Here is a 14,933-nt window from a genome sequence, read left to right as displayed (position 1 = left end):
GAAAAAAACAATTTAAGGATGGGAAGCTCTGACCATGTTTGACTCCAAGTATCCACTGGCCATCAGTCTGGCCGCCGCGGCTTTTGCCCATCACGCCCGGGCCGCTGACACGCCAGAGTGCGCGCAATACGAGCCACTGTTGACCCGCGCCGAACTGTCGTTCAAAAACGTGCCCGTTTGTGCCCGCATCAACCCCGGCCTCTGGGGGCTGCGCAAGGAGCTGGCCGCACACGGGATCGGATTTACCGCCACTTCGTACAACGGCTACACCTACGACGTGTTGGGCAATAACGCGAAAAAGCAGGTGTATAACGGGCAAAACCCCAGCTACAACACCTCGCTCAACCTGTACCTGACCTACGACCTGACCCGCATCGGCTTTGCCAATGACGCCCAGCTGACCCTGGCCGGCAACTGGGTGGACTCGACCTACACCCCCGCCAACCCCCGGGTCAAAACCGTGTCGGTGTTTGCCATCAACCAGTCCTTCTTCAATCACCAACTGGAATTCGAATACGGGTTTATCCCCGGCGTGCGCCTGTTCTACGGCATGGCACTGGGCGGCAGCGCCTCTACCGCAGCGCTTGGCCCAAGCAGCGTGGTGCCGTTCCAGGTCGGTATGTCCGCCACCGAGCCGACGCCCACCGTGAACGTGATCGTGCGCGATCCGTCCCTGCGCTTCTACAACAGCACCGCCGTGACCCGCAGCGTCAGCCCCGAAGGCATCCAAAAAGACATCGACCTCAACCCCAGCGGCCTGAGCTTCAAGGTCAAGGATGCCCGGGCGATGTTTATCAACGAGGCAGGCTATAAACAAGCCTCGTCGGCCTCCACCCATGCGATGTGGTTGCGCGCCGGGGCGATGTACAACACCAGCCATTACACCGAGTTCAAATCCGGCGAACAGTCGGACAACAACTATGGGGTTTACCTGGCCGAAACCGTGCAAGTCACCAAGCCCTACAACGATGCCCGGGGCTGGTACCTGGACAGCAAGATCGACTACTCGCCCGACTCGGTGAACGCCATCAACAAGGCCTTTCAGGTCAGTGCCTTCAATGTCGGCCCATTTGCCAGCCGCCCCGCCGACATGGCGGCCGTGGGCCTGACCAAAAGCTACTACAGCCGTGACCTGCGCGACGCCACGACCCGTTACGGGCTCGAAGCGGCGCCCTACACCCTGGCTGTGACCACCTCGTATGCGGCGCGGCTGTTCCCCGGGGTGTATTTGATCAGCGGCCTGACCTACACCAAAAACCCGGTATTTTCACCGATCCATTCCGACGCCTTGCTGTTGCAGGAATCGCTGAACTTCCTGTTTTAAAACTCCCTGAAAAAGCTCACTTTGCCCTGCTCACGCCCAGGTCGAAGTGCATTCACGAGGCCATTTTTCATGAACAACGAACACAATCAACTGCCCCCCAACGACTATCTGGCACTGGATGCCACAGCCATGGCCGCTGCGGTTCACAGCGGCCAGATCACCCCCGGCGCGCTGCTCATGGCCGCACAGGCCCGTTGTGACGAGGTCAACCCACGCATCAATGCGGTCAACATGCGCCACGACGCCCATGCCGCAACCGTGCTGGCCGCGCGTCATACCGCAGGCAGCGAGCGGCTGGGCGCGCTGGCCGGAGTGCCGATGCTGCTCAAGGACTTGAATACCTACCTGGCCGGCACCGTGACCACCAATGGTTCGCGCCTGCTGGCCCAGAGCCCGCCGAGCCTCTACGACAGCACCCTGGTGCAGCGTTATGAGGCCGCCGGCATGCTGATTTTCGGCAAGACCAGCAGCCCCGAGTTCGGCCTGACCACCACCACCGAATCGGCCCTGTGGGGGAAAACCTGCAACCCCTGGAACCTGGCACACAGCGCGGGCGGTTCATCCGGCGGGGCTGCGGCAGCGGTGGCGGCAGGTATTGTGCCCGTGGCCCACGCCACCGACGGCGGCGGCTCGATCCGCATCCCAGCCTCGTACTGCGGCGTGTTTGGCCTAAAGCCCACGCGCTACCGCACCCCCCATGGCCCCAACACCTTTGAAGGCTGGTTCGGCGCCAGCTGCGGCCATGTGGTGTCGCGCAGCGTGCGGGACTCGGCGCTGCTACTGGACATCAGCCACGGCCATGAACCCGGCAGCCCGTATTGGCTGACACCGCAAGCCGTCAGCTTCAGCGAAGCCGTGCAGCGCCCACCCGGTTCATTGCGCATCGGCCTGGTCGAACAGGCCATGACCGGCGTTGAACTGGCCCCCGACATCCGCTCGGTTCTGTACACAACTGTTGAAGTGCTGTTGGACCTCGGACACCGGGTTGAGCCGTTGAGCCTGGCGATTGATCCCCGGCAGGTATATGGCGCCCACGGTGCCGTGGGGGCCGCCGCATTACTGGCCGCCGTGCGCGATCGCGAAGCGGCCCTCGACCGCCCCCTGCGCGATGACGAACTGCAGCCCGTGAGCCACTGTCTGGTCCGCAACGCCACTTCCGCCACAGCTGAAAACCTGTACCGTGCGCGGCGCGACTTTGAACGTGTCGGCAGTCGCATGGAGCGCGTGTTCGACGATTACGACATCCTGCTGAGCCCGGTGACTTCGTGCGTCACGCCACTGCTGTCGCGGGCCAGCCTGGACCAGCGCTATGAGGGTTACATCCAGGGCATCCTGGGCAGCATCGGCTACAGCGTACTGGCCAATGTCAGTGGTCAGCCGGCAATGTCTGTACCGCTGGGCTCCAGCCGTGAGGGTCTACCCATCGGCATGATGTTCACTGCGCCGATGTGCCGCGAAGACCTGCTGTTCCAATTGGCCGGACAACTCGAACAGGCCCGCCCCTGGGCGGGGCGACGCGCACCGCTGTAACGCACTCAACCGATGAACACTGCTCGATGGGATTGAACTGATGAACACCCAAGTCCGTGGATTTCGCCGTCATTACACCTTGTTTGTGTTGTTCCTGATTTCAGCGGTCAGCCTGATAGACCGCCAGGTCATGGGCGTGGTCATAGAACCGATCAAAGCCGAGTTCCACGTCTCCGACACCCAGATCGGCCTGCTCACGGGGCTGGCCTTTGCGCTGGTGTACTGCGTGTTCGCGATCCCGCTAGGGCGCTATGCCGACCGCGCGCACCGACGCAACCTGATCGGCTGGTGCTGCGCGTTCTGGAGCGTGATGGCCATGCTCTGCGGCTTCGCCAGCAACTTCTGGCAACTGGCACTGGCGCGGGTTGGCGTGGCGGTAGGTGAGTCGGGCAGCGGCGCAGCCTCGATGTCGATCATCGCCGACCTCTACCCGCCGCACCAGCGGGCCAAGGCCATCAGCGTGTTCATGCTCGGCGCACCGATCGGGGCGCTGCTGGGGATGAGCCTGGGGGCCTATATCGCCTATTACCACGGCTGGCGTGAAGCATTTATCTGGATGGCAATCCCGGGCATTGTTGCCGCCGTGTTGCTGCGCCTCACGGCCACTGAACCGCTGCGCGGGCTCTGGGAAAAGGCTCAGCAGGCGCGACCGGCCTTGCCCCACGAAAGCGTGATGCAAGTGATGCGCGTGGCCTGGCGATCCAAGACCTTCGTGCGCATTGCCGTGGCGGGAGCCCTGCTGGCGTTTTCCAGTTACGCCTTCAGCATCTGGAGCACGGCGTTCCTGGTGCGCAGCCACGGGCTGTCGCTCAAGGATGCGGGCATCATCATGGGCCTGGCTGCCGGGCCGGGCGCCGTCATCGGCTCACTCTCCAGCGGCTGGCTGAGTTCCTATCTGGCCCAGCGTGACAGTCGCTGGCAACTGGGTGTGCCGATTGTCGGCTCACTGCTCGCCTGCCCCATGGCCGTGGCGTTTGCGTTGTACCCGGCAGGCAATCCCTGGTCGCTGGGTGCGCTGCTGGTACCGCAAGCGGCCATATTTATGTTCGCCATGTCGGTGTTCGGCATGTGGTGGATGGCGCCCAGCTACACCGCCATTGCGCAACTGGTGATCCCGGAACGCCGGGCGACCATGATTGCGATTTACAACTTCGCAATCATGGCGCTGGGGGCAGGGTTCGGGCCGTTGGCCGTTGGTGTGCTGAGCGATCATTTGACCCCGTATATCGGCGCTGACGCACTGCGCTGGTCAATGGTCATTTGCTCTGGGGGGTACCTGCTGGCAAGCGGACTGCTGATTAGCATATTGCGACCTTATGCGGCCGCCACAGGAATCAGCAGAATGCAGCCAATGTTGCCGGCGACGGCTTAACAGCAGTGGGGGTTGGGTTGTGAGCTATCGCGCTTTCACAAGTGCTTCACACTCACAAACCCGGGGGTCAGCCCGAACACCTCAACCCCTTGGGCGGTGGATTGGCCGATCGTGACCTCGCGCCGGATCACTGGCGCGTCAAGGTCTTCACGGTGCTCCACGAAGCTTGCGCCCCCTGCCTGTTCAACCGCCCCGTGAGGGATGATAAAGCTGTGTTCATTGCGGTATGTCACGATCGTCATGTGGACACTCATGCCCAGCCGAACGTCCTTGAAATCCCCGCTCTCCGGGGCATTCACGGTGATGGTGATCGGGAATCTGGCAGCATTGCCTGCATTGTCATCCGGAACGGCCAACTGACTGATGGCGCTGACGTAACCACTGAGTACCCGCCCCGAAAATCCATCGCCAGCTATAGCGACTTCCTGGTTAAGGGCAAACGTGTTCACGTCCGACTCCGCCACCTGGGTAACCACCTTGAGCCCTTTCATGTTCGCCAGTTTGATCAGTTGCTGGCCTTTGGCCAAAAGAGCGCCTTGGTGCAACGCTCCCACTTCGCCCCCTGTCGTCTGCGGCGCCCCAAGGGACAGCACAACACCCGAAAATGGAGCATAGAGGGTCTTGTGTTCCAGCAAGGCGCTTAGCTGTTGATGGGCGATGGATGCGTTCTGGTATTCCATATCGGCAATGGTTCTGGCCTCACCCTTGCCGGCCACCTGCACATTTTTGAGTTCCCTTGTGGCTGCTGTCAGTTCAAGGGATTGCAGGTAATGCTGCTGCTTCAAGGCATCACGTTCATTACGCGGGACAATGCCTTTTTGATACAGCGCCTCGACTTGAGAAAGCTCAAGCTCAAGACTGCCTGTGGACAGTTCGGCCACTCTGAGGGCCTGTCTGGCCCGCGTCATTTCCGGCCCCGTAGCCCATGTCTTGTAGACCTCAACGGCCTGCTGCATTTTCAGCTTGGTGGCCAGGGCGTCCCTGACCTTGATGTCCAGCAGGGCCGTATCGAGCGACAACAAGACCTGCCCCTGTTCGATCTGCATGCCCGGCCGCAATTCATTGGCCAAGGCAAAACCATCAAAAGGAACGGTGATGATGGTTGTCTCAACCGGTTCGATTTTGCCGACCAGGCCGATTTCATGCTCCAGTTTCTGGCTACCGACAGCCACCCAGGAAACTGCGGCGTCCGGGGCCGCTGGCAGGTACAACACCAGCAACAAGATCAGTACCAACCCCCCTGCCGTAAGAGACTTCCAGCCCCCCGTCAGGGCCTTTAACCGGTCAAAAACTCTCAAGTGAAATCTCCCAGCTCTCCAGCATGACGCCCAGCAGCAGATCCAGCTGGGCTCTGGCATCCAGATATGAAATCTTCGCGCTCAAATTGGCATCTTCCGCCGCACGCAGGTCGGCTTCGAAACTGATGATTTGAAAGTTGCTGGATCGCCCCGCATTCAACTTGTCGCTCTCGATGGACAGCTTGCGCCTGGAGAGGTCCATCACCCGTTGGGAGATTTCAAGCTGACGCCACAGGGTGTTAAGCCCGCGGACCGAATCGGTGATCTGGCGTTTCAAATCAAGACGCGCCTCTTCTTGGAGCAACTGCTGCTGCTCAACCAGGCTCTGGGCATTGACCTTGCCCTGGCGGATGCTGATATCTCCAATGGGGATCTCCAGCTTCAGGCCTGTGTAACTGTCCCACGTCCGACTGGAACCTTTGAGACTGTGCTGATCCCGTTGCTGATTGACTCCCGCCACCCACGACACATCCCAAAGAGCTCTGTCTTGGGCGACCAACAGGTTGATCGCTGCCTGCTCGCTCTGTAGCAGTGTCGCCAGGTATTGCGGCTGCCTGGCCTGCGCCACCCCAAACGCCGTCGCCTGATCAATATCAAGCCGGGTCACTTGCAGGGTGTCACTGGCACGTACAGGCGTCGCCAGATCGAGTGCCAATAACTTGAGCATCAGTAATCGACTCGCTTGCAGCTGGTTTTTCGCCTCTTCTACCGCCAGCTCCTGTGTCGCGATATCCGCTTCGATCTGGACAACGTCAAACTCCGCAACTCGTCCTGCTTCAATCAGCTGTTTGTTGACCTTGAGGAGCAAAACGGCCCGTTCAAGCGCCTCCAGGGCAAGCGTCACCTGACTCTGGGATTTCATCAGCGTGCGATAGGCAGCAATGATGTCGTACAGGGTTTGGGATACGTTCGCCTTCACATTCAGCTGGTTGACTTGCTCGGTCAGTTTGGCCAGGCGCAAGGGGGCCGTCGCGACCTCTTTACCTGCCCCCCTGAGCAACGGTTGAGTCAACGTCAGCCCCAGGCCATCACTGCTCAAGTCGCCCGTTTTTTTCGTGGCACTGAGCTTCTGGCTCCAGTTCAGATCAAGGTTGGTCCCGTATTCACCCAGCAAGCTCACCGAGGGCGTGATGCCAGTAGAACGACCGCTGTCGGCGCTGCCCTTGGATAGCCCGTGAGTACCACTGAGCTTCAGTTTTGGGTTGAACATGTCATCCGCCACAAGCAGATCGAACTTCTCCCGCAAGCGCTGGAGCTTGAGGCTACGAATGCTGTAGTTGCGGCGCAGGCCCAGCGAAACGGCTTCAGCCAAGGACAGATCGATGGAATGCTGACTCAACAAGTCACTGCGCAATTCGCTCTGAAGCGTCACGCGGGTGTCGACCCGGGCCGGGGCTGCCGCCAGTTGTTTCGACAGGATCAAAGCACAGCACGCCGCGCTTGTAATAACGGCCAGTTTAATAATCACGGAGCGCCTCTACAGGTGTAAGGCGCGAAGCCGCAATTGCAGGTTTCAACCCAAAGAAAACGCCGACCAGTAACGTACTTGAAACGCCCAACGGGATGGACAGCATCGCCAACTCAAACGCCCAACCCGATACCAAGGCATACAACCAGGCCAGTGCAATACCGACGCCCGCCCCCAACACAGCACCCACTGTACTGAGCGCGAGCGCTTCGACCAGAAACAGATTGCGGATGTCCTGGCGGCGAGCGCCAATTGCCATTCGTAAACCGATTTCAATACGACGCTCAGAAACATTCATATACATCACGTTCATGACGGCAACACCGCCCCCCACCAGCGTAATAACCCCCAGCGCCATCAGCAGATAATGAAAGGTTTTATCCTGGCGGCTCATGGCCTCCATCATTTGTTTCGGGGCGACCATTTCAACAGTGCGTGTTTTAAATGCACGGCTCAAACGTTCCAGTATCAGCGGCATGACCCGTTCGAGGTTATGCGCAGGCATGACACGCATAACCACATTAAAAATGCTTGCGCTACTGTCCACTCGGGCAAGCCCCCGAAACGGAATAAATACCGAATCATCGGTCAATACCGGATTGATCATTGAGGTGCTCGCGGGCTGCAATACACCGACCGTCCTGAACAAGTAACCCTTGATCCTGAGCCAATCGCCGAGTTGGACTGTGAGACCGCTATTACTCAGAGAAGCCGCCACTTTATGACCGAGCACAACGACATTATCGTCACGATCAAAGTCATGTAAAAAACGCCCGCGGCTGACAGATAAATTCATCACGCCCAACAGTGCCGGTTCCGTCCCGACAATTTTCGCATCGACCTGCTGATGATTAAAACTGACCTTGCCCGAAACATCCGAAACAGGTGCAATCATTAGTCCCGGCAAATCAAGCGCCCGGATTTTTGCAGCATCGTGCCAGAGAAGGGAGTCTTCAATATTCAAATCGTTATTAAGATTGGCAATCAAAGTATCAACACCCATATCCTGAAATATTTTCGCCGCCTCCTGTCCGGCGTTATGACCAATATTAATCACCGCCACGATAGAGCCACTACCAATCACAATGCCTAACAACGCCAGTACCGAGCGTTTGCCCAGGGTACGAAAACTGTCGAGGGCATCTTCAACAACCTGGGCCAGGGCGGGGGTTATCAACCGGGTTAAAAAACTCACGGCCGGAGTTCCTCAACACCACCACTTCGCACGACAACCTGACGCTGCATGAGCTGCGCGACACCCATGTCGTGAGTCACGATCAATAGCGTTACGTGTTTTTCTTGTTGTATCGACAGCAGCAGTTCCAGAATTTCACTGGCGGTGTGGCTGTCCAGACTTCCAGTCGGCTCATCGGCCAGAATCAGGGACGGCTTGCCTACCAGAGCACGAGCGATGGCCACTCGCTGCTTTTGCCCGCCTGACAGGTCGGCGGGCCTGTAACTGGCACGCTGCGCCATGCCCACCCGCTCCAGCATGAACATGGCCTCTTCCAGGGAGCGCGCTCGATCCATTGCGCGGTATCGAAGCGGCAAAGCCACATTCTCGACAACACTCAGGCGGGGGATCAAATTGAAGTTCTGAAAGATAAAGCCGATGTTCATCTTTCGAAGGGTTGGCAGGTCGTCACTCTGAGCTTTGGATATCGGATGCCCCATGAACAGGTACTCGCCCTCATCGGCAAAGTCCAGCAGGCCGATAATGTTCAATAGCGTACTTTTGCCGGACCCGGACGGGCCGACAATGGCGCAGGTTTCTCCCACGTCAATCTGAAGATCAACCTGACTGATAACCGAATTCAACTTACCGTCATGACGGTAAGTTCTGCTGACCCCTTTCATTGAAATGCATTTAAAGTCGTGCATTACAAGCCTGTACCTTTCACCAAGAAGCCAAGAGATCAACCACCCCACAACATCTTTATGTGCGCAGTGAAACCAAGCAATTAAAACCAGCAGATGTACTTTTACTGCACACCCTTTCTTCCCGAAACATTGAAAAGAAAGAGTGCGCAACCTCACACCCCAGAAACCGGCACGAGCACAACTGACTTAGAAGTAGACTGAACTGGTGTAGCAGTCGGGATCGGCAAGTGATTTATCAAAAACAAACTGGAAGTACGCCTCGCCCTTCAAGGAAGCACCCAACCCCATATTACCTCGTTGCAGCGTGAGGTTATGCCAATTACCATCCTGCTTCATGCTGTCAGGGGATTTGCTTCCACCGTCGCCGATAAAGTGCGGCGCTTTGCCAGCATACAAGTTTATGTTGGCCTTATTGCCGCCTTTCTGACCGTTAGAACGGGTAATTTTGTAGCGGGTGGTATGTACCCATTTACCTGCCTGATAATGATTACCTACAACGCCTTCAACAATACCGGTAAAATTTCCAGACTTGCAGGAGAGCGAGAAGGTTTTTGACTGACCCACGCCAACATTAAGATTGGTCGCAAAGCTGGCGGTTGCCGGCAGACAAACTAGAGACGCTACAACAATAAGTTTCCTAAACGAGAATTTGGACATGCTTTATACCTTAGTTCAAATTAAGCAGAACTTCCTGATGAAGTTAAGCCCGGGCATTTGACCATTAGTACGCCATTAATAATGCAGGACTTTCCCTAGGGGATTGTAAGAATTCAAGCAACCAAAGACCACACACAAAACCAAATAACAACTACTTATCAAAATATCCTACGCCCTATCCCCGCCCACTCTCGCCATACTCAGGTCTGAATCCCAGCCAAAAAAAACCCCCGCGCTCCTCTCGAAGGCGGGGGTTTTTCGGTCTGGCGTTCTTAGTGCGCGTAAGTCAGCAACAACTCGGCGGGCGCTTTGAAATCCAGAGACATCATGACGCTCAGGGCGGTGATGGTGAAGATCGAGAACACGAACAGTTTGCGTGCCCAGACCTTGTCGTCAACGGCCTTGTAGCCCGTCCACGCCATGTACAACCAGTACATGCCCATCGCGGCTGCCACAGCCATGTAGCTCATGCCGGCGTAACCGCCGAGGGTGAGCATCAGGGTCGCGATCAGGAACGCGAGGATGTAAAGCAGGATGTGCTTCTTGGCAACCTTGATCCCGCGCTTCACTGGCAACACCGGAATCGATGCGGCCAGGTAATCGTTGAAGCGGAAGATCGCGATGGCGTAGGAATGCGGCATCTGCCACAGGCTGAACATCACCAGCAGGGTCAGTGCGGCCATGTCGAAGCTGTTACTCACAGCCACGTAGCCAATAACCGGTGGCATTGCACCCGACAGACTGCCAATCAGCGTGCCGTGAACCGACTTGCGCTTGAAGTACAGGCTGTACAGACCCACGTAGATCACGAAGCCGATCGATGCGAACAGAGCCGCCAGCGGGTTGGCCACGCGATACAGCAGGGCAAGGCCGGCAACCCCCAGCAAGGTAGCGTAAATCAGCGCCACCTTGAGGGAGATCAGGCCTTGAACCAGTACGCGGTTCTTGGTGCGGTCCATCTTGATGTCGATGTCGCGGTCGATGCAGTTGTTAAACACACAACCGGACGCTACCACCAAGGAGGTGCCGATTACCGCGGCCAGGAACAGGGCAAGATCGAAATGCCCCTTCGAGGCCAGGAAAAACCCACCTGCCACAGAAAGCACGTTACCGAAAATGATCCCCGGTTTGGTGATTTGGATAAAGTGCTTAAAGGACATCGGGTCTTACCTCACTTCGCCATCATTTCAGTGTGGATGCTGAACATGATCCACAGGGACAAGCCCACCAGCAGCACAATAACCAGCGCAGCAAACACCAGCGCGGTGACGTTGTTGCGTTGTGCAGGCGAACGGTCCAGGTGCAGGAAGTACACCAGGTGAACAACCACTTGAACGACAGCGAACAACAGCACGATCGCCAGCGTGGTGAATTTGGGCAGCGATGGGTACATCACCAGCCCGAACGGAATAACAGTCAGGATCACCGACAGGATGAAGCCGATTGCATAGGACTTCACGCTGCCATGGTTGGCGCCGTCGGAATGTGCGTTAGCCATTACAAAGTCCCCATCAGGTAAACAACGGTGAATACGCAGATCCAGACCACGTCCAGGAAGTGCCAGAACAGGCTCAGGCAGCTCAGGCGGGTCTTGTTGGTCGAAGTCAGGCCGTTTTTCTGCACCTGATACATCATGATCGCCATCCAGATCAGACCGCTGGTCACGTGCAGACCGTGGGTACCGACCAGGGTGAAGAAGCCAGACAGGAAGCCCGAACGGCTAGGGCCGTAGCCCTCGGAGATCAACAGGTGGAACTCGTTGATTTCCATGGCGATGAAGCCTGCACCGAGCAGGAAGGTCATGCCCAGCCAGAACAGCACCTGCTGCTTTTTACCCTTGAACAACGCCAGCATGGCGAAGCCGTAGGTGATCGAACTGAACAGCAACAGGGCGGTTTCACCCAGTACGTACGGCAGTTCGAAGATGTCGTGGCCCGACGGGCCACCTGCAACGTTGTTTACCAATACCGCGTATACCGCGAAGATCGACGCAAACAAGATGCAGTCGGTCATCAGGTAGAGCCAGAAACCAAAGATGGTTGTCTCGCCCGCGTCGTGGTGTTCCTCGTGCTCATGGTCGTGACCATGAGCGTGTCCAGCAGTGGTCGCTAAGTTCGACATGGTTTAAGCCTGTTCCAACTTGGTTTCAACACGAGTAGCCGGGATTGCTTTGGCGGCTACCAGACGCTTGTGCTGCTCAGCCTCGATACGCTCGATGGTCTCAACCGGCACCATGTAGCCTTGATCGTCGCGGGCAGCGTGGGCAACGAAGACCACGACAGTGCCAACCAGACCAACGATGGCCAACCACCAGATGTGCCAGATCATTGCGAAACCGAACACGGTCAGCAAAGCACCCATGTACACACCGGTAGCGGTGTTGTTAGGCATGTGGATCGGCGAGTACTTGGCCGGAGCCTGGTACGCAGTACCGTTTTCCTTGGCTTCGGTGAACGCGTCGATGGTGTCGACTTTTGGCACTACAGCGAAGTTGTAGAACGGAGGTGGCGACGAAGTCGACCATTCCAGGGTGTGGCCATTCCACGGATCGCCGTGCTCGCAGGCGTTCTCTGGCAGCTTGCGGTCACGAATACTGACGTACAGCTGGATCAGTTGGCAGGCAATACCGATAGCAATCAGTGCTGCGCCGAACAGAGCAACGTACAGGTAAGGCACCCACTCAGGGTTGGTGCTGGCGTTCAGACGACGGGTCATGCCCATGAAGCCCAGCGCGTAGAGCGGCATGAAGGCTACGAAGAAGCCGACGCACCAGAACCAGAACGCTGCCTTGCCCCACTTCTCGTTCAGTTTGAAGCCGAACGCTTTAGGGAAGTAGAAGCTGAAGCCTGCGATGTAACCGAATACCGCGCCGCCGATGATCACGTTATGGAAGTGAGCAATTACGAACAGGCTGTTGTGCAGTACGAAGTCAGCACCCGGGATGGCCAGCAGTACGCCGGTCATGCCGCCGATAGCGAAGGTCACCATGAAGCCCAGGGTCCACAGAACCTGACTGGTGAAGCGCAGACGGCCCTGGTAGATGGTGAACAGCCAGTTGAATAGCTTGACCCCCGTCGGGATCGAAATCAGCATCGTCGCCAGACCGAAGAAGGCGTTGACGCTTGCACCCGAACCCATGGTGAAGAAGTGGTGCAGCCAAACCATGAAGCCCAGCACCGAGATCGCGCCGGAGGCGTAGACCATCGAGTGGTGACCGAACAGACGCTTGCCGGTGAACGTGGAGATAACTTCAGAGAAGATACCGAACGCCGGCAGAATGAGGATGTATACCTCAGGGTGACCCCACGCCCAGAACAGGTTGACGTACATCATTGGATTGCCACCAAGTTCATTGGTGAAAATGTGGAAATCCATGTAACGGTCAAGTGTCAGCAGCGCCAGGGTAGCGGTCAGGATCGGGAACGAAGCCACGATCAGAACGTTTGCCCAGGTGCAGGTCCAGGTGAAGATCGGCATGTCCATCAGTTTCATGCCAGGAGCACGCATCTTCAGTACGGTCGCCAGGAAGTTAACCCCGGTTAACGTCGTACCTAGCCCCGATAGCTGTAGCGCCCAGATGTAGTAATCCATCCCCACGCCAGGGCTGTACTGCAGGCCCGACAGCGGCGGATAGGCAACCCAACCGGTTTTGGCGAACTCGCCGACGCCCAGCGACAGGTTGACCAGCACAACGCCGGACACCAGCAGCCAGAAGCTCAGGGAGTTCAGGAACGGATAAGCCACGTCACGTGCGCCGATCTGCAGCGGCACTGCAAGGTTCATCAGGCCGGTGAAGAATGGCATCGCCATGAAGATGATCATGATCACACCGTGAGCGGTGAAGATCTGGTCATAGTGTTCAGGCGGCAGGTAGCCAGGCGAACCCTCGGTGGCCATGGCCAGCTGGGTACGCATCATGACGGCGTCGGCAAAGCCACGCAGCAGCATGATCATGGCAACGATGATGTACATCACGCCGATTTTCTTGTGGTCGACTGACGTTAGCCATTCGGTCCACAGGTAGGTCCACTTCTTGAAGTAGGTGATTGCTGCAAACAGTGCCAGACCACCGAGCGCGATCATGGCAATGGTGACCATGACAATCGGCTCGTGGAACGGGACCGCTTCCCAACTTAATTTACCAAACATCGTTTACTCCTCTGCCCCGGCAGCTGAATGCGAACTTGTGTCCACCCCATCGGTCCCGGCCACTTCTTTCTTCTCGTGCTTCACCGGCTTGCCTGGCGTCATACCTTCGTACTTGTCGACGATTTTCTGAAACAGGTTCGGTGTGTACGTGGAGAACAGTTCAACGGGGTTGTTCTGGCTTGCTTTGGACAAAGCAGCGTATTCAGCTTCATCAAGCTGTTTAGGTGAAGCTTTGACTTCATTTACCCAGGCATCGAATTCAGCCTGAGAAGTCGCGATCGCTTTGAATTTCATGCCTGTGAAACCGGCACCGCTGTAGTTGGCAGAGATGCCTTCCATTTCAGCGTTGCGGTTGGCAATCAAGTGCAGCTTGGTCTGCATACCGGCCATGGCGTAGATCTGACCGCCCAGGCCCGGAATGAAGAACGAGTTCATGACCGTGTCAGAGGTGATACGGAAATTGACCGGGGTGTTGGCCGGGAACACGATCTTGTTGACGGTGGCGATACCCTGTTCCGGGTAGATGAACAGCCACTTCCAGTCCATTGCCACCACTTCGATGGTGATCGGCTTGACGTCAGATTCGAGCGGACGATACGGGTCCAGCGCGTGGGTCGATTTGTAGGTGATCACGCCCAGGGCGATGATGATCAAAATCGGCACGGTCCAGATCACAACTTCGATCTTGGTGGAGTGCGACCACTTTGGTGTGTAGGTAGCGCTGGTGTTCGACGCACGATATTTCCACGCGAAGACCAGGGTCATAATGATGACCGGCACCACGACCAGAAGCATCAGCAACGTAGCGGTGATGATCAGATTTCGCTCTTCGACCCCGACCTGCCCCACTGGATCCAGCAGCGTCCACTTGCAACCCCCCAGCAGCAACATGCCGAAAAGTGGCAATAAGCCAAGGAGTCTGGGGTACCTTTTTTTAGTCATCTCACGACCTCTAAAACAGCTTGCACAATGCAGTTGGTTTTTTTCGCCAACACTTCGCCCTGCCAAGGGTTGGCTCTTTTCCGGAATTGAATAAAAGCCTGCTCTATCACCATCAGGCGAACGGGCAAATTCCGGGTTAGCAGTGATTTCTTATTCGATACGTGGTCAATGGCCTTGTCACAGACCAATTCCATTTGGTGCGGAACTTAGAAGGGTTGCCAGTACCTGGGAGTCGCATGGGACGCCTGTCATGAACCGCCCAGTCGCCCTTCAACTTCCCGCTTGGGCTCAGGGATGAGCAGGCTGGACGTT

General features: G+C 57.2%; 13 protein-coding genes. 3 read left to right on the top strand and 10 right to left on the bottom strand.

The annotated features are described in order from the left end of the window. The first annotated feature begins 34 nt into the window (after positions 1-34). The 3 genes from BLW11_RS08430 to BLW11_RS08420 all read left to right on the top strand — a co-directional run bounded on the left by BLW11_RS08430 (position 35) and on the right by BLW11_RS08420 (position 4,226). The gene (locus BLW11_RS08430; protein WP_048359138.1) at positions 35-1,324 is read left to right on the top strand and encodes a carbohydrate porin; all 1,290 of its coding nucleotides are present in this window, start codon (positions 35-37) and stop codon (positions 1,322-1,324) included. A gap of 69 nt (positions 1,325-1,393) precedes the next feature. Beyond that, a complete protein-coding gene (locus tag BLW11_RS08425; protein WP_048359139.1) occupies positions 1,394-2,854 on the top strand; it encodes an amidase in 1,461 nt (486 codons plus the stop codon). Positions 2,855-2,894: 40 nt separating this feature from the next. Next, positions 2,895-4,226, top strand: coding sequence for a spinster family MFS transporter (locus BLW11_RS08420; RefSeq protein ID WP_048359140.1), 1,332 nt, complete (start codon positions 2,895-2,897; stop codon positions 4,224-4,226). Positions 4,227-4,261: 35 nt separating this feature from the next. Here BLW11_RS08420 and BLW11_RS08415 read toward each other — a convergent pair whose 3' ends face one another. The 10 genes from BLW11_RS08415 to cyoA form a co-directional block, all read right to left on the bottom strand. Then, positions 4,262-5,524 (bottom strand): efflux RND transporter periplasmic adaptor subunit, encoded by a 1,263-nt coding sequence (locus BLW11_RS08415; RefSeq protein ID WP_053069527.1) that lies wholly within the window; start codon positions 5,522-5,524, stop codon positions 4,262-4,264. Then, positions 5,511-6,989: a TolC family protein gene (locus tag BLW11_RS08410; protein ID WP_082136249.1), complete on the bottom strand. Its 1,479-nt coding sequence runs from the start codon at positions 6,987-6,989 to the stop codon at positions 5,511-5,513. The genes BLW11_RS08415 and BLW11_RS08410 overlap by 14 nt, the downstream gene beginning before the upstream one ends. Further along, entirely contained in the window at positions 6,982-8,187 is a 1,206-nt protein-coding gene (locus tag BLW11_RS08405; protein WP_048359141.1) for an ABC transporter permease, read from the bottom strand. The genes BLW11_RS08410 and BLW11_RS08405 overlap by 8 nt, the downstream gene beginning before the upstream one ends. After that, positions 8,184-8,873 (bottom strand): ABC transporter ATP-binding protein, encoded by a 690-nt coding sequence (locus BLW11_RS08400; RefSeq protein ID WP_074836743.1) that lies wholly within the window; start codon positions 8,871-8,873, stop codon positions 8,184-8,186. The genes BLW11_RS08405 and BLW11_RS08400 overlap by 4 nt, the downstream gene beginning before the upstream one ends. A 186-nt stretch (positions 8,874-9,059) precedes the next feature. Further along, complete coding sequence (locus BLW11_RS08395) at positions 9,060-9,530, bottom strand: hypothetical protein (RefSeq protein WP_053069528.1); 471 nt, start codon at positions 9,528-9,530, stop codon at positions 9,060-9,062. Between the two features lie 272 nt (positions 9,531-9,802). After that, positions 9,803-10,690: a heme o synthase gene (cyoE, locus tag BLW11_RS08390; RefSeq protein ID WP_048359143.1), complete on the bottom strand. Its 888-nt coding sequence runs from the start codon at positions 10,688-10,690 to the stop codon at positions 9,803-9,805. An 11-nt stretch (positions 10,691-10,701) separates the two neighbouring features. Next, complete coding sequence (gene cyoD, locus BLW11_RS08385; protein ID WP_016779556.1) at positions 10,702-11,028, bottom strand: cytochrome o ubiquinol oxidase subunit IV; 327 nt, start codon at positions 11,026-11,028, stop codon at positions 10,702-10,704. Further along, positions 11,028-11,651 (bottom strand): cytochrome o ubiquinol oxidase subunit III, encoded by a 624-nt coding sequence (locus BLW11_RS08380; RefSeq protein ID WP_037031938.1) that lies wholly within the window; start codon positions 11,649-11,651, stop codon positions 11,028-11,030. Before BLW11_RS08380 ends, cyoD begins: the two co-directional genes overlap by 1 nt. A 3-nt stretch (positions 11,652-11,654) precedes the next feature. After that, entirely contained in the window at positions 11,655-13,679 is a 2,025-nt protein-coding gene (cyoB, locus tag BLW11_RS08375) for a cytochrome o ubiquinol oxidase subunit I (RefSeq protein ID WP_048359144.1), read from the bottom strand. Positions 13,680-13,682: 3 nt separating this feature from the next. Beyond that, positions 13,683-14,621, bottom strand: coding sequence for a ubiquinol oxidase subunit II (gene cyoA / locus BLW11_RS08370; RefSeq protein ID WP_048359145.1), 939 nt, complete (start codon positions 14,619-14,621; stop codon positions 13,683-13,685). Between the last annotated feature and the right edge of the window lie 312 nt (positions 14,622-14,933).

It is taken from the genome of Pseudomonas deceptionensis (genome assembly GCF_900106095.1).
Lineage (GTDB): Bacteria > Pseudomonadota > Gammaproteobacteria > Pseudomonadales > Pseudomonadaceae > Aquipseudomonas > Aquipseudomonas deceptionensis.
The sequence above is the reverse complement of the archived record's forward strand: the minus strand, read 5'-3'. Positions and strand labels throughout refer to the sequence as shown.

Bases quoted from the DNA above. Each gene is read 5' to 3' on its own strand.
- cyoA (WP_048359145.1), bottom strand. From the start codon at position 14,621: ATGACTAAAAAAAGGTACCCCAGACTCCTTGGCTTATTGCCACTTTTC.
- BLW11_RS08430 (WP_048359138.1), top strand. From the start codon at position 35: ATGTTTGACTCCAAGTATCCACTGGCCATCAGTCTGGCCGCCGCGGCT.
- BLW11_RS08395 (WP_053069528.1), bottom strand. From the start codon at position 9,530: ATGTCCAAATTCTCGTTTAGGAAACTTATTGTTGTAGCGTCTCTAGTT.
- cyoE (WP_048359143.1), bottom strand. From the start codon at position 10,690: ATGTCCTTTAAGCACTTTATCCAAATCACCAAACCGGGGATCATTTTC.
- BLW11_RS08425 (WP_048359139.1), top strand. From the start codon at position 1,394: ATGAACAACGAACACAATCAACTGCCCCCCAACGACTATCTGGCACTG.
- cyoB (WP_048359144.1), bottom strand. From the start codon at position 13,679: ATGTTTGGTAAATTAAGTTGGGAAGCGGTCCCGTTCCACGAGCCGATT.
- BLW11_RS08380 (WP_037031938.1), bottom strand. From the start codon at position 11,651: ATGTCGAACTTAGCGACCACTGCTGGACACGCTCATGGTCACGACCAT.
- BLW11_RS08400 (WP_074836743.1), bottom strand. From the start codon at position 8,873: ATGCACGACTTTAAATGCATTTCAATGAAAGGGGTCAGCAGAACTTAC.
- BLW11_RS08420 (WP_048359140.1), top strand. From the start codon at position 2,895: ATGAACACCCAAGTCCGTGGATTTCGCCGTCATTACACCTTGTTTGTG.
- cyoD (WP_016779556.1), bottom strand. From the start codon at position 11,028: ATGGCTAACGCACATTCCGACGGCGCCAACCATGGCAGCGTGAAGTCC.